Raw genomic sequence first — 14,192 nt, forward strand, 5'->3', positions numbered from 1 at the left:
ACGGCGGGAATCGGCCGGTCGCCGGACGTACGGGTCGCGGGGACGGTCACCGGGGTGGCCCCGAGGGCGGTCGTGGGGGTGGCCGCGTCGACTGCCGCGGCGCGCAGGGTCCGGAACAGGTCGGAGAGCCGGTACGACATCACACCGCCCGCACCGGTGCCGCGCCGAACAGGCCGTGCGGGCGCACCAGGTAGACCACGACCAGCAGCAGGAACACCGTCAGGTTCACCGTGAGGCTGCCGACGTGGACCCCGGCGAACTGGCTGACCACGCCGATGACCAGGCCGCCGACGACGGCGCCGCCGATGCTGCCCATGCCGCCGATCGCGGTGGCCACGAACCCGTAGAAGGTGTACGACAGCCCCAGCGACGGGGTGACGAGCTGGGTGCAGGCCACCAGCACCCCGGTCACCGCAGCGACCAGCGCGGACAGCACCGTGGCAATCTGCGAGGCATGGGCCCGGGAGATGCCGATCGCCTCCGCGCCGTCGAGGTCGTCGGCGAGCGCGCGCAGCTCCAGCCCGATCCGGGTGCGCCGGTAGAACACGACGAGCAGCCCGGCGACGACGAATAGCGCGGCGACCGCGGTCAGCTCGGCGGGCGACACCGCCAGGCCGACCAGGTCGAACCGGTGCTTGCTGACGCCGTACGTGAAGTTGCGGAACTCCCCGCTGTAGGGGACGGCCAGCAGTTCGGCCAGGACCACGCTGACCGCGAGGGTGGACAGCAGCCAGGAGGCGGACTGGCCCGACTGCACGAACGGCCGCACCGCGGTCCACTCGACGGTGAGCGCCACCACCACCATCACGGCGAGCGCGGCCACGTAGGCGAGCCAGACCGGCAGGCCGGCACCCACCGCCACCAGCACCGACATGGGCATGAGCATCACCATCTGCCCGTGGGCGAAGTTGATGACGCCGGTCGTCGTGAACAGCGTGGCGAAGCCGACCGCAACCAACCCGTAGATCGCGCCGTCCGCCAGACCCGGCACGAGCACCGTCTGAAGGAACTCATGCATGGGGGGACCCGGTCCCGGCACGTGATGTGACATCTCTCTTCACCATGGCGCGAAACGTATATATGATTTGGATGACAGTCAAGAAGGGCGTCTCGGCGCCCGTGGGGAGGCGCCCGTGTCGAGGAAGAGCGGCCGAGCAGGCCTGGAACGTGCGGATGGGGTGCTGCTCAGCACGGTCGTCGGCGGGACGCTGGTCGTGACCCTCAACCGTCCGAAGTCCGCCAACGCCCTCGACGACGAGCTCATGGACGGGCTGGCGGACCTGTGGCGGGCGGCGGCCGGGGCGCCGGAGTTGCGCGCGGTGCTGCTCACCGGCGCGGGCAAGGCGTTCTGCGCCGGGGCCGACGTGTCCATGCTCTCGGCGCCGAGGGTGAAGGTGGGCGACACCGCGGCCGAGGAGCTCGACTTCCTGCCCGGACCGCGCTTGGGGATACCGGTTATCGCCGCGGTGAACGGGGTGTGCGCCGGAGGCGGCCTGCACTTCGTGGCGGACGCCGACATCTGCATCGCGTCGCCGGCGGCCCGCTTCCTGGACCCGCACGTCAGCGTCGGCCAGGTGTCCGCGCTGGAACCGCTGCAGCTGCGGCTGCGGATGCGGCCGGACCTGCTGACCCGCCTCGTCCTGCTCGGCCGGCACGAGTCGCTGTCGGCCGAACGGGCCGAGCGCGCCGGTCTCGTCTCCGAGGTCGTCGAGCCGGACGCGCTCGTCGACCGGGGGATGGAGCTGGCCGCGATGATCGGGCGGAACTCGCCGGAGGCGGTGCGGCTCAGCCGCCGGGTGCTGCGCACGTTCGAGGAACGGCTCATCGCCACCGATATGGACCTCGGCTGGGAACTGATCCGGCGGCACCGGCACCATCCGGACGCCGTCGAGGGCCCGGCCGCCTTCCTGGACAAGCGCGAACCGAAGTGGACGACGTCATGAAGACAGCCGACTGGAACCGCAGGCCGCGGGTGGTCACCCCCGAGCTCGCGGACGTCTGGCGCCGCCGGGGCTTCCTCACCGAGGAGCGGATCGGCGACCTGCTGGACCACGGGGCGACGCGGTGGCCGGACCGACCGGCGATCATCACCACGCACGGTGAGACGAGCTTCGCCGAGCTGGCCGCCAAGTCCGCCGCGGTCGCGCGGACCCTGATCGCCGGCGGGGTACGGCCGGGTGACGCCGTCTGCTGGCTGCTGCCGACCGGCCCGGACGCCGTCGCCGTCGCGGCGGCGATCTGGCGGATCGGGGCGATCAGCAGCCCGATCGTGCCGCTGTACGGCCCGCGCGAGATCCGCACCGTACTGGACCAGATCCGGCCGGCGGCCATCGTCACGTACGCCGACGACCGGCGCCGGGCCTACCCGGACGAGTTCGACGAGGCGCTGCGCGACATCTCTCACGAACCCGCCGCACGGCTGCTCACCACCGGCCGGTCGGCGGGCTGGCGGGCGGCGGACGGGGAGGGTCCCGGCGCACTGCCGTCCGGAATCGAGCCCGCCGCCCCCGCGGACCCCTGCCTGGTGCTGTTCACCTCGGGCACCGAGTCCGAGCCCAAGGGCGTGGTGCATTCCGTGGCGGGCCTGCGGCACGAGCTGCGGATGACCGTCGTGGAGTGGGGCCTGACGTTCCGCGACCGCATGGTGATGGCCTCCCCCATCACGCACATCACCGGCCTCCTGCAGGGCTTCATGATCCCCTGCCGGGTGGGGGCCACCGCGGTGCTGATGGAACGGTGGGACCCGGCCGCGTGCGCCGAGCTGGCCGACCGTACCGGTGCCACCTACATGGCCGGCGCCACGCCGTTCCTGCGTGAGCTGCTCGACGTGTACGCCGCCGAGGGGCGGGACCGGTCGCCGCTGCGCCAGTACTGCTGCGGCGGCGCGGCGGTGCCGCCGGCCCTCATCCGGCGCGCCGACGAGCTGGGCATCGCAGCGTACCGGGCGTGGGGCATGACCGAGCTGCCCACCGCGACGCTGCCCAACGAGCTGGACCCGCTGGAGTTCCGGGCGGAGACCGACGGCCGGCTCGCGCCGGGCGTGGAGCTGCGCGCCGTGGACCCCTCGGGTCGGGACGTCGAGCCGGGCGAGGTGGGTGAACTGCTGCTGCACGGTCCGGAGATGATGCTCGGTTACGTGCGCGAGGAGCTGAACGCGCACGCGTTCACCCCCGACGGCTGGTTCCGCACCGGGGACCTCGGCTCGCTGGCCGTCGATGGGCAGGTGCGGATCACCGGGCGGCTGAAGGACGTCATCAACCGCGGCGGCGAGAAGTTCTCGGCCAGGGAGATCGAGGACGCCATCGTGAGGCACCCCGACGTGGCGGCCGTGGCGATCGTCCCGGTGCCCGGCGGCCGGCTCGGTGAGCGGATCGGCGCGGCCGTCGTCTCGGACCGGGAGGACCTGACCCTGGAGGAGGTCGGCCGCGCGGTGACCGGCCAGGGGCTGGCCCGGCACAAGCGGCCGGAGCTGCTGCGGGTGGTCCGCTCGCTGCCGACCAACCCGACCGGCAAGATCAACAAGGCCTCGGTGGTCGAGCTGTTCGACCTGGAAACCGACTGATGAGTGGCCTGCTGGACGGGCGCTGCGTCGTCGTGACGGGCGGCGGGAGGGGCCTGGGCCGCACCTACGCGCTCGCGTGCGCGGCCCACGGCGCCGGGGTCGTGGTCAACGACGTGGACGGGGCCGCCGCGCACGCCGTGGCCGCAGAGATCGCCGCCGCCGGCGGGCACGCGGTGGCGGAACCGGGCTCCGCCGGGTCGTGGGAGGTGGCGGCCCGGCTTTCCGGGACGGCGGAGCTGGAGTTCGGCCGGCTCGACGGCCTCGTCGCCAACGCCGGGATCACCCACCACGCCCCGCCGTGGGAGGAGGACGAGGCACGGCTGCGGCGGATCACCGAGGTCAACGTGCTCGGCGTGCAGTTCGCCGCGGTGCACGCCATGCGGGCGATGGTCCGGCGGGGCGCCGGCGGGTCGATCGTCACGATCGTGTCCGGCGCCCGGTTCGGCATCCCCGGCATGAGCGCCTACGGCGCCACGAAGGGGGCGGTGGCCGCGATGACCGCCGGCTGGGCGCGGGACTGCGCGTCCGCCGGCATCCGGGTCAACGCCGTGTCGCCGCTGGCCGAGACCGGCATGGCGGCGCTGGACACCCGGCCCGACCGGCCCGCGCTGGGCGCGCCCGGGGACGTGGCGCCGGTGGTGGTCGCGCTGCTCAGCGACGCCACCCGCGGCGTGACCGGCCGGATCGTCCGCTTCGACGGCACCGATCTCGGCGTGTACACGCCGGAAGCCCTCACCCCGGTCACCGGCTGGACGGCCGGGGATCCCGCCGAGTCGATCGCGGAGGTCCTGACCCGGCTCGGCGGCCCCGCCGCGGCCTGAACGCCCCTGTCCACCCCGGCCCGGGTCCGCGGCCGGACCACCGTTCGAGACGAAAGCCACCGCTGAAATGATCGCTACCGCCTTCACCGAGACCTTCGGCGTACGGCACCCGCTGCTGTGCGGCGGGATGACCGGCCTTGGCCGGGCCGAACTGATCGCGGCCGTCGCCGAGGCCGGCGCCCTCGGGTTCCTGACGGCGCTGACCCAGCCGACGCCCGAGGCGCTCACCCTGGAGATCAAGCGCACCCGCGAACTGACCGACCAGCCGTTCGGGGTGAACCTCACCATCCTGCCCACCATCCGCCCGGTCCCCTACGACGAGTACCGGGCGGCGATCATCGAGTCGGGGATCACGGTCGTCGAGACGGCCGGCGGCAACCCGGACGCGCACCTGCCCGACTTCAAGGCCGCCGGGATCAAGGTCATCCACAAGGCGGTCGCGGTACGGCACGCCGTCAAGGCGCAGGCGCTCGGCGTGGACGCGATCAGCATCGACGGCTTCGAGTGCGCCGGCCACCCGGGCGAGGACGACATCGGCGGCCTCGTGCTCATCGCCGCGGCCACCCGGGCGCTGGACGTCCCGGTCATCGCCAGCGGCGGCATCGCCACCGGCGCCGGCCTGGTGGCGGCGCTGGCCCTCGGGGCGTGCGCGGCGAACATGGGCACCCGGTTCATGGCGACGACCGAGGCGCCCGTCCACGACAACGTCAAGCGGCAGATCGTGGCGAACTCCGAACGGGAGTCGATCATCGTCTTCCGCGAGTTCCACAACTCGGCGCGGGTGGCGCGCAACTCGGTGTCGGAGGAGATCGCCGAGATCTCACGCCGGCCGGGCTCGTCCTTCGAGGACATCGCCCACCTCGCCTCGGGGGTACGGGGACGGGAACGCGTCCTCGGGGCGGGCGACATGGAGGACGGGCTGTGGTGGGCCGGCCAGGCCCAGGGGCTCATCACCGAGGTGGACAGCTGCCGGAACGTGGTGGACCGGATCGTCGCGGACGCCGAGGAGATCATCCGCCACCGGCTGCCGGGGTTCCTGCCGGCGGCCTGACCCGGGTCGGCACTGAGGTGTGGCCGCTCCCGGCATCGGAGGTGGCCCCGCCCATATGGCCCATCCCTGCCACTGGCCCGCCCCGCCTACCCACCCCCCAGCGCTGGCCGGCAGGGGGTCCCCAGCGGCTCGGCGGCCGGTTCCGGTGCCACCGGGCGGTCAGTTGCCCGACTTCCCCCACTCGCGCAGCACGTCCGCCGCGTCAGCCGCCGTCCGCGGCACCGGGGCCACCGGGGCGGCCGGGGTGCGGGAGAACCTGGGCGCCGGGGCCGCCTGGACCACGCCGTCCGCCTCGGCGTACGTGCCGCGGGCCGCCAGGTGCGGGTGGCCGGGGGCCTCGGCGAAGCTGAGCACCGGGGTGACGCACGCGTCGGTGCCGGCGAAGTGCGCGGCCCACTCGTCGCGGGTGCGGGAGGCGAACGCGGCGGTGAACCGCCTGCGCATCGCCGGCCAGTTGGCCGGGTCGTTCTGCTCGCCCAGTTCGGCCGGGTCGATGTCCAGCCCGGCCAGCAGCGCCGCGTAGAAGTGTGGCTCCAGCGCACCCACCGCGACGAACCCGCCGTCGGCGCAGGTGTAGGTGTCGTAGAAGGGCGCGGCGCCGTCGAGCAGGTTGCCCTCCCGTTCGTCGCGCCAGGCCCCCATACCGCGCAGGGCGAGGGTCATCTGGCTGAGCAGCGCGGTCCCGTCGACCATGGCGGCGTCGACCACCTGGCCGCGGCCGGACCGGTACCGTTCGAACAGCGCGGCCAGCACGCCGACGAGCAGCAGCATGGACCCGCCGCCGAAGTCACCGACCAGGTTGAGCGGCGGCGCCGGGGCCCGGTCGGCGCGGCCCATGGCGTGCAGCGCGCCGGTCAGGCCGATGTAGTTGATGTCGTGGCCGACCTGGCCGGCCCACGGCCCGTCCTGGCCCCACCCGGTCATCCGGGCGTAGACCAGGCCGGGGTTGCGGGCCAAGCAGGCGTCCGGGCCCACGCCGAGCCGTTCCACCACGCCGGGGCGCAGGCCCTCGATCAGCACGTCCGCGCGTTCGGCGAGGCCGAGGACGACGGCCCGCCCGTCGGCGGACTTCAGGTCGGCGTGGACCGGGCGCCGGCCGCGCAGCACGGCGTCGGTCGCGTCCGGGGCGCCGAGCCGGAGCCCGCGGCCCGCCGGCCGTTCGATCCGGACCACGTCGGCGCCAAGGTCGGCGAGCACCATGGCCGCGTGCGGGGCCGGGCCGAGCCCGGCCAGTTCCACCACTCTCAGTCCCGCCAGGGGGCCGCCCTTCATCGGGTTCCCGCCTCTCTACTCGCGCTTGCCGTTCACGAACGCGTCGAGCCGGGCCCGGCCGCGGCGGACGCGGCGGCCTCGGCGATCGTCGCGGCCTCGATGCCAAGCTGGTCGGCCAGCGACCGCGCCGGGGCGTCCCGGAGCAGGCGGCGGGTCCGGCCGAGCGCCGGGAACGGCCCGGCCGCGATCCGCGCCGCGGCCTGCCGGGCCGACTCGGCGAGTTCCTCGTCGGGGTGGATGTCGGTGACCAGCCCCCAGTCGGCGGCCTCCCCTGCCGTCAGCCGGCGATCGGTCAACGTCAGCGCGAGCGCCCGGCGCAACCCCACCACCTGCGGCAGCAGCCAGGACGTGCCGCAGTCCGGGGTCAACCCCGCCTGGGCGTACGCGGTCAGGAACGTCGCCGACTCGCCGGCGAGCACCACGTCGGCCACCAGGGTGAGGGCCAGTCCTGCGCCCGCCGCCACGCCCTGGACGGCGGCCACGACGGGGACCTCCAGCCCGGCGAGGGCCAGCACCGCGCGGTGCGCCGTCCGGGCCAGCTCCAGCATGTAGCCGGCGCGGTCCGCGGCGCCGTGCATCGCGGTGACGTCCCCGCCGGCGCAGAAGTCGCGGCCGCGGCCGAGCAGCAGCACGCAGCGCACCCCCGGGTCGGCCGCCGCGGCCTCGGCTGCGTCGCCGAGCGCCCGCGCCATGGGCAGGTCCAGCGCGTTCGAGGACTCCGGCCGGTCGAGCTCTATGGTCGCCACCCCGTCGGCGACCTCGTATCGCACCCAGGTCCCGGTGACCGCCTGCTCGTTCACCGGTGCGGTGGTCAGGCCGGCGAGGACCAGGTCGGCGAGGTGCCGGTAGGCCTGCGCGGCGTCGAACCCGGTGGCCGACTGGATGGCGCCGCGCTGGATGGAGTTCATGACCTCGGCCACCGCGGCCCCCACGAACGACGCGTGGATCGGACGCAGCACCCCGGCCCTGACCCCCTCCGTCACCAGGCTCTGCACCCGCTCCGCGGCGTACCGGGTGTTCTCCTGGTAGACCTCGTTGGCCGGGCCGAAGGCGGCCACGTCCGCGAGGAACGCGGCCGAGGCGGGCTGCAGCTCCGCGGCGACGGCCTCCAGGTAGACGGCGAGCTGCCGGTCCGGGTCGCCGGAGGCGGCGACCCGGACCTCGATGCGCTCGGCCGCCGCCTTGAAGAACGAGCGGACGGCGGCCACCACGATCTGCTCCTTACTGGGCGCCACCGCGTACAGGGTGGTCCGGGAGCAGCGCAGCCGCTCGGCGAGGTCGCCGATGTTGAACGACGCGAATCCCTCGGCCAGGAACAGCTCGCGGAGCTGCGCCAGTGTCTCCTCGCGCCGGGTGCGAGTCCTGTCGGGCGACGGCATGACACCGACTCTACGGCAGCCCCTAGCAAACAGTACAGTTTCTGATACTTTAGTACTCAATTCCGTACTCCAAAGGAAGCTTCGATGCCCGCATCGCGTGTCATGCCAAGCGAAGAGAGTGCCGACCTGATCGAGATCGTCCGGGACCTCGCCGACGGGAAGCTGGCCCCCCGGGTCGCGAAGGCCGAGGCGGACGAGGACTTCCCGCGCGACGTGTTCCGTACGCTCGGCGCGATGGGCGTCCTCGGCCTGCCGTACCTCGAGGAGTACGGCGGCGGCGGTCAGCCCTACGAGGTGTACCTGCAGGTGCTGGAGGAGGTCGCCCGGGTCTGGTCCAGCGTCGCCGTCGGCACCAGCGTGCACGTGTTGTCGTGCTTCGGGCTGTTCAACTTCGGCACCGACGAGCAGCGGCGGGCCTGGCTGCCCGACATGCTCGGCGGCGAACTGCTCGGCGCGTACTGCCTGAGCGAGCCGCACGCCGGCTCCGACCCCGCCGCCATGACCACCCGCGCCGTCCGCGACGGTGACGACTACGTGCTCACCGGCGCGAAGGCGTGGACCACGCATGGCGGGCGCGCCGACTTCTACACGGTGATGGCGCGGACCTCGGACGACCCCAGGGGCATCTCCTGCTTCCTCGTCCCGGCCGGCGCCGAGGGCCTGAGCGCCGACCCGCCCGAGCACAAGATGGGCCTGACCGCCTCTCCGACCGCGACGATGCGGCTGGACGGCGTGCGGGTGCCGGCCGAGCGCAGGATCGGCGCGGAGGGCGACGGCCTCGGCATCGCGCTGGCCGCCCTCGACTCCGGCCGGATGGGCATCGCCGCCGTCGCCACCGGCCTGGCCCAGGGCGCCCTGGACCACGCCGTGGCGTACGCGAAGGAGCGCTCGACGTTCGGCAGGCCGATCATCGAGCACCAGGGCCTGGCGTTCCTGCTGGCCGACATGGAGGCGGCCGTGCAGACCGCCCGCGCGATGACGCTGCACGCCGCCCGGCTGAAGGACCTCGGCCTGCCGTTCGGCCGGGAGGCGTCCATCGCCAAGATGGTCGCCACCGACAACGCCATGAAGGTCACCACCGACGCCGTCCAGGTGCTGGGCGGCTACGGCTACACCCGTGACTTCCCGGTGGAGCGTTACATGCGCGAGGCGAAGGTCATGCAGATCTTCGAGGGCACCAACCAGATCCAGCGCATGGTCATCGGCCGCTCGCTCGCCGGGAACACCCCACCCGTGATCACCGCAGTCAACAGGGAGAAGCACTGATGCAGGTCGCCGACACCGCAGTGATCGTCACCGGCGGGGCCTCCGGCCTCGGCGCCGCGACCGCCGAACTGCTGGCCAAGGAGGACGCGCAGGTCTTCGTGTTCGACCTCAAGCAGAGCATCGACGCCGTAGACCCGGTACCGGGGGTGGAGTACGTCCCCACCGACGTCACCAGCCCCGAGGAGGTGCGGGCCTCCGTCGCGACGGCCGCCGCCGGCCGGCCGCTGCGCGCGGTCGTCAACTGCGCAGGCATCGGCCCGTCGGCGCGGATCCTGGGCAGGAACGGCGTGCACGACCTCGACCTGTACGCGCGCGTCGTGCAGGTCAACCTCGTCGGGACCTTCAACGTGCTCGCCCTGGCCGCCGAGGCGATCGCCCGCACCGAGCCGGACGAGCACGGCCAGCGCGGCGTGATCGTCAACACCGCCTCGGTCGCCGCCTACGAGGGGCAGATCGGGCAGGCCGCGTACTCCTCGTCCAAGGGCGGCATCGTCGGGCTGACCCTGCCCGCGGCGCGCGACCTCGCCCAGTACGGCATCCGGGTCAACACCATCGCCCCGGGCATAGTGGAGACGCCGATGCTGGCCACGGTCTCCGCGGAGTTCCGGGAGGGGCTGGCGGCCGACGTTCCGTTCCCGCGGAGGCTGGCCCGCCCGAACGAGTACGCCCACCTGGCGCTGACGATCATCCACCACGACTACCTCAACGGCGAGGTCATCCGGATGGACGGCGCGCTCCGGATGACACCCCGCTGACCTCGGCAGTATGGAGCGGGGGCTCACCCGGTGTCCGCGTCCGACGACAGAGGGTCGGAGAGGGGCCTCGACCGGGCACCCCCCAGGAGAGCATGATGGCCTGATGTCGTACGCTGACGCGTTTGCCCGCAGCATCACCGACCCGGAGGACTTCTGGGCCGAGGCCGCCGAGGCGGTCACCTGGAGCAGGCCCCCGCGCGAGGTGCTGGACTCCGGGGCGCCGCCCTTCTACCGGTGGTTCCCCGACGGGGAGCTGAACACCTGCCACAACGCGCTGGACCGGCACGTCGAGGCGGGCCACGGCGACCGGGTCGCGCTGATCTACGACAGCCCGGTGACCGGCACCGGCAGGCGCTACACCTACGCCGGGCTGCGCGACGAGGTCGCCAGGTTCGCCGGGGTGCTGCGCCACCTCGGGGTGGAGCAGGGCGACCGGGTGGTGATCTACATGCCGATGGTGCCCGAGGCGGTGATCGCCATGCTGGCGTGCGCGCGGCTGGGCGCCGTGCACTCGGTGGTGTTCGGCGGGTTCGCGCCCAAAGAGCTGGCGGCCAGGATCGACGACGCGCGCCCCAAGGTGGTCGTCTCGGCCTCCTGCGGGATCGAGCCCACCCGCGTGGTGCCGTACAAGCCGATGCTCGACGCCGCGCTCGACCTGGCCGGGCACCGGCCCGCGCACTGCGTGATCCTCCAGCGCGAGCAGGCACCGGCGGAGCTGGTGCCCGGGCGGGACGTCGACTGGGCCGACACTGCGGCCGAACCCGCCGGGTGCGTGCCGGTGAAGGCGACCGACCCGCTCTACATCCTCTACACCAGCGGCACCACCGGGCTGCCGAAGGGCGTCGTACGCGACAACGGCGGGCACGCGGCGGCGCTGCTGTGGAGCATGGCCAACGTCTACGACATCGCGCCCGGCGATGTGTTCTGGGCGGCATCCGACATCGGCTGGGTGGTCGGGCACTCCTACATCGTGTACGGGCCGCTGCTGCGGGGCGCCACGACGGTGCTGTACGAGGGCAAGCCGGTCGGCACCCCCGACGCGGGCGCGTTCTGGCGGGTGATCGCCGAGCACCGGGTGAACGCGCTGTTCACCGCGCCGACCGCGTTCCGCGCGATCAGGAAGACCGACCCGGAGGCGGCCCTGCTGCGCGGCCGTGACATCTCGTCGCTGCGGACGCTCTTCCTCGCCGGGGAGCGCCTGGACCCCGACACCTACCACTGGGCGGCGGAGAAGCTCGGCGTCCCGGTCGTCGACAACTGGTGGCAGACCGAGACCGGCTGGCCCGTCGCGGCCAACCTGCGCGGCCTGGAACCCATGCCGATCAAGCCGGGCTCCCCCACCGTGCCCGTCCCCGGCTACGACGTGCGCGTGCTGCGGTCCTCGGGCGCCGAGTGCGCCGTCGGCGAGGAGGGGGCGATCTGCATCCGGCTCCCGCTCCCGCCCGGCACCCTCCCCACGCTCTGGCAGGACGACGAGCGCTATGTGAAGTCCTACCTGTCGGCCTTTCCCGGCTACTACCTGACCGGCGACGGCGGCTACCTCGACGAGGACGGCTACCTCTTCGTGATGGGCCGCACCGACGACGTGATCAACGTGGCCGGGCACCGGCTGTCGACGGGGTCCATGGAGGCGGTGCTGGCCGCGCACCCGGCGGTGGCCGAGTGCGCGGTGATCGGGGTCGCCGACGAGCTGAAGGGGCAGGTCCCGCGTGGCTTCGTGGTGCTGAAGAGCGGGGCGACGGTCGAGGTCGAGACCCTGCGGGCCGAGCTGATCCTGGCCGTCCGCGAGCAGGTGGGCGCGGTGGCGGCGCTGAAACAGGTGGACGTGGTCCCGGCGCTGCCGAAGACCAGGTCGGGGAAGATCCTGCGCAAGACCATGCGCGGCATCGCCGAGGGCTTCGACGAACCCGTCCCCTCGACCATCGAGGACCCGACGGTGCTGGACGTGCTGCGACCCATCGTCGGGCGCGGCGCCACCGCCCCGGACGACCGGGACCCCGATCCGCTCCGCTCGGGTTCCGGCGACGGCTGACAGGCCTGCCCCGGTTCTCAGTCCGGTACGGTCCGTTCCGGAAACGAGCCGGTCTCCTCTCCAGTGGCGAGGGGCGACCCGGCCGAGAGCGCGTCCGCTCCCGGCCAGCCACCGGGATCAGCCGCCGGAGACGATGCGGGCGTGCAGCCGCGCGGCGGTCGCCGGGTCCCAGCCGAACGCCTCCCGCCCGGCCAGCCACGCCGCCGCGCCCGCGCCGTCACCCGCCAGGACCGTCGCGGCCCCCAGCTTCTCCCGTACCGCGGGGCCGACAGGTCCCTCGCCGGTCAGCACGCTCCCGGCCAGCACGATCGGGCTCGTCTCGCCCGCCGGGCGGACCTCGGCCACCGTCTCGCAGAGCAGCCGGGCGGCGGTGGAGGCGATCTCCAGGGCGACCGGGTCGCCCTCGGCCGCCGCCCGGCTGACGAGCGGGGCGAGCCTGGCCAGCTCCAGCGTGGGCCGCGACTGGGCGCGGACCACCAGCTTGATCGCCAGCTCGCGCAGCTCCTCCGCCGCCTCCGCCGCTGTCCCCCCGGCCCCGCCGCCCTGCTCGGCAGGCCCGTCCTGCCCAGCCGTTCTCCTCCCCCGCGGGAGCGGCTCGCCCTCCAGCAGGGCGTCGACGACGAGGCGGGTCAACATCCCGCCCGCCTCCCCCCGGCTGAGGGCGTGGGCGGCGGCGCGGGCCGCCTGCCTGCCCAGCCAGAAGCCGGAGCCCTGGTCGCCCAGGAGCCAGCCGAGCCCGTCGGCGATCATCACGGGCTCGCCGTCCTCGATCCTGGCGGCGATCGCCCCGGTCCCGGCGATGAGCACGGTGCCGCGCGGCTCCGCCGTACCGGCGGCGAAGGCGATGCCCAGGTCGCCGGTGAGCCGGGGCCGGACGCGCAGGCCGGCCGAGGCCCACATGGGGTCGAACACCAGGCGGTCCAGCGCCCCGGCGCCCGCCATCCCGATGACCGCCCCCGCCACCAGGCCCGGGTCGATCCCGTGCAGGGCCTGCCGCAGGGCCAGGCCGATGTTGGCGACGGCGACGGCGTTGCCGTGGGCCGCCGGGTTGCCGCCCCCGGCCACGCCGTATCCGGCCCGCCGGCCGTCGGCGTCGATCAGGAGCGCCCGTGAGGACGTACCGCCGACGTCCAGCCCGAGGACGCACATCGCGTTCAGAGGTGCTCTCCGAAGAACGCGGCGACCGCCTCGACCGCCCGGGTGACGTGTGGCTCGGTGTCGTAGAGGTCGATATGGAGCCGGGTGTCCAGCCAGACCAGCCTCTTGGGGTCGTCCATCCGCCGGTAGGCCTCCTCGGCGCCCTCGGGCGAACAGAAGCGGTCGACCACACCGTGCACGACAAGGCCCGGCTTGGGCGACAGGAAGTCGGCGCCCATCATGTTGTCCAGGGTGATCAGCTCTCGGACCGAGGCCCGGGTCACCGTGTTGCTCCAGTGCGCCGAGGCGCCTCGGGAGGTGCCGTAGTAGGCGAACGGCTCGTCGCCCGGCATGGCCGCCTCGCCCTCCTCGGCCACCGCGGGCAGGTACTCCACCTCACCGCTCCTGTCCTGCCGTTCCAGCACCTCCGTGAAGGAGGCCAGCGCCCGCTGGTATCCGTCGGGCGACATCCCCGCGCGCATACCGTAGGGGTTGTTGTACGCCCCCGCGACGCCCGCGAACGCCTTCACCCGGGGGTCGAACGCGGTGAACCTGAGCGCGTAGCCCGCGCCGAGGCAGATCCCGACCGCGCCGATCCTGCCGACGTCCACCTCGGGCCGCGAGCGCAGCAGCGAGACCGCGGCCCGCAGGTCCTCCAGCTTGCCCTGCGCGTCCTCGTGGTTGCGCGGCTCGCCACCCGACTCGCCCCAGTTGCGGTGGTCGAACGCCAGCGTCACATATCCCGCTCCGGCCAGCCGGGACGCGTACAGGCCGGTGACCTGGTCCCGGGTTCCGGTGAACGGGCCGGTGAGGACCAGGGCGGGGTGCGGGCCCGGTGCCACCGGGACCCGCAGGTCGCCGGCGAGGGTGACCCCGCCGGCGGTGAACTTCACCTTTTCCGACATGGTGCAAGTCTG

12 protein-coding genes are annotated in these 14,192 nt (G+C 73.7%); 7 read left to right on the forward strand and 5 right to left on the reverse strand.

Features of this window, described 5'->3' with window-relative positions; translation table 11 throughout:
- Positions 1-139 precede the first annotated feature (139 nt).
- Positions 140-1,018 (reverse strand): branched-chain amino acid ABC transporter permease, encoded by an 879-nt coding sequence (locus ABZ260_RS02970; protein ID WP_355612186.1) that lies wholly within the window; start codon positions 1,016-1,018, stop codon positions 140-142.
- Between the two features lie 115 nt (positions 1,019-1,133).
- On the opposite strand from ABZ260_RS02970, the gene ABZ260_RS02975 reads away from it, so the two are divergent.
- The 4 genes from ABZ260_RS02975 (at position 1,134) to ABZ260_RS02990 (ending at position 5,434) form a co-directional block, all read left to right on the forward strand.
- Positions 1,134-1,943 carry an enoyl-CoA hydratase/isomerase family protein gene (locus ABZ260_RS02975; RefSeq protein WP_355612189.1) on the forward strand — a complete coding sequence of 270 codons (810 nt, stop codon included), beginning with the start codon at positions 1,134-1,136 and terminating at the stop codon, positions 1,941-1,943.
- Positions 1,940-3,562 carry an AMP-binding protein gene (locus ABZ260_RS02980; RefSeq protein WP_355612192.1) on the forward strand — a complete coding sequence of 541 codons (1,623 nt, stop codon included), beginning with the start codon at positions 1,940-1,942 and terminating at the stop codon, positions 3,560-3,562. The genes ABZ260_RS02975 and ABZ260_RS02980 overlap by 4 nt, the downstream gene beginning before the upstream one ends.
- Positions 3,562-4,383 carry an SDR family oxidoreductase gene (locus tag ABZ260_RS02985; RefSeq protein ID WP_355612196.1) on the forward strand — a complete coding sequence of 274 codons (822 nt, stop codon included), beginning with the start codon at positions 3,562-3,564 and terminating at the stop codon, positions 4,381-4,383. Before ABZ260_RS02980 ends, ABZ260_RS02985 begins: the two co-directional genes overlap by 1 nt.
- Before the next feature lie 67 nt (positions 4,384-4,450).
- Positions 4,451-5,434 carry a nitronate monooxygenase gene (locus ABZ260_RS02990; protein WP_355612198.1) on the forward strand — a complete coding sequence of 328 codons (984 nt, stop codon included), beginning with the start codon at positions 4,451-4,453 and terminating at the stop codon, positions 5,432-5,434.
- Between the two features lie 159 nt (positions 5,435-5,593).
- On the opposite strand, the gene ABZ260_RS02995 is transcribed toward ABZ260_RS02990, so the two are convergent.
- Both ABZ260_RS02995 and ABZ260_RS03000 read right to left on the reverse strand, forming a co-directional pair.
- Positions 5,594-6,706, reverse strand: coding sequence for a CaiB/BaiF CoA-transferase family protein (locus ABZ260_RS02995; RefSeq protein WP_355612201.1), 1,113 nt, complete (start codon positions 6,704-6,706; stop codon positions 5,594-5,596).
- Positions 6,707-6,738: 32 nt separating this feature from the next.
- Positions 6,739-8,085 (reverse strand): enoyl-CoA hydratase-related protein, encoded by a 1,347-nt coding sequence (locus tag ABZ260_RS03000; protein ID WP_355612204.1) that lies wholly within the window; start codon positions 8,083-8,085, stop codon positions 6,739-6,741.
- Between the two features lie 84 nt (positions 8,086-8,169).
- Between ABZ260_RS03000 and ABZ260_RS03005 the strand changes: the two genes are divergently transcribed.
- From ABZ260_RS03005 to ABZ260_RS03015, 3 genes are all read left to right on the forward strand, one after another.
- Positions 8,170-9,351, forward strand: coding sequence for an acyl-CoA dehydrogenase family protein (locus ABZ260_RS03005; RefSeq protein WP_355612207.1), 1,182 nt, complete (start codon positions 8,170-8,172; stop codon positions 9,349-9,351).
- Positions 9,351-10,106, forward strand: a complete 756-nt coding sequence (locus ABZ260_RS03010; protein ID WP_355612210.1) for an SDR family NAD(P)-dependent oxidoreductase — start codon at positions 9,351-9,353, stop codon at positions 10,104-10,106. The genes ABZ260_RS03005 and ABZ260_RS03010 overlap by 1 nt, the downstream gene beginning before the upstream one ends.
- A 103-nt stretch (positions 10,107-10,209) precedes the next feature.
- Positions 10,210-12,138, forward strand: a complete 1,929-nt coding sequence (locus tag ABZ260_RS03015) for a propionyl-CoA synthetase (RefSeq protein WP_355612213.1) — start codon at positions 10,210-10,212, stop codon at positions 12,136-12,138.
- Between the two features lie 117 nt (positions 12,139-12,255).
- Here the strand turns inward: ABZ260_RS03015 and ABZ260_RS03020 are convergent, their stop codons facing one another.
- Together ABZ260_RS03020 and ABZ260_RS03025 are read right to left on the reverse strand one after the other, a co-directional pair.
- Positions 12,256-13,287 carry a BadF/BadG/BcrA/BcrD ATPase family protein gene (locus ABZ260_RS03020; RefSeq protein ID WP_355612216.1) on the reverse strand — a complete coding sequence of 344 codons (1,032 nt, stop codon included), beginning with the start codon at positions 13,285-13,287 and terminating at the stop codon, positions 12,256-12,258.
- A 5-nt stretch (positions 13,288-13,292) separates the two neighbouring features.
- On the reverse strand, positions 13,293-14,180 hold the full coding sequence (locus ABZ260_RS03025) for an alpha/beta hydrolase (protein ID WP_355612219.1): 888 nt from the start codon (positions 14,178-14,180) through the stop codon (positions 13,293-13,295).
- Positions 14,181-14,192 lie beyond the last annotated feature (12 nt).

Source organism: Streptosporangium sp. NPDC006013 (genome assembly GCF_040614275.1).
In the GTDB taxonomy this organism is placed as follows: domain Bacteria; phylum Actinomycetota; class Actinomycetes; order Streptosporangiales; family Streptosporangiaceae; genus Streptosporangium.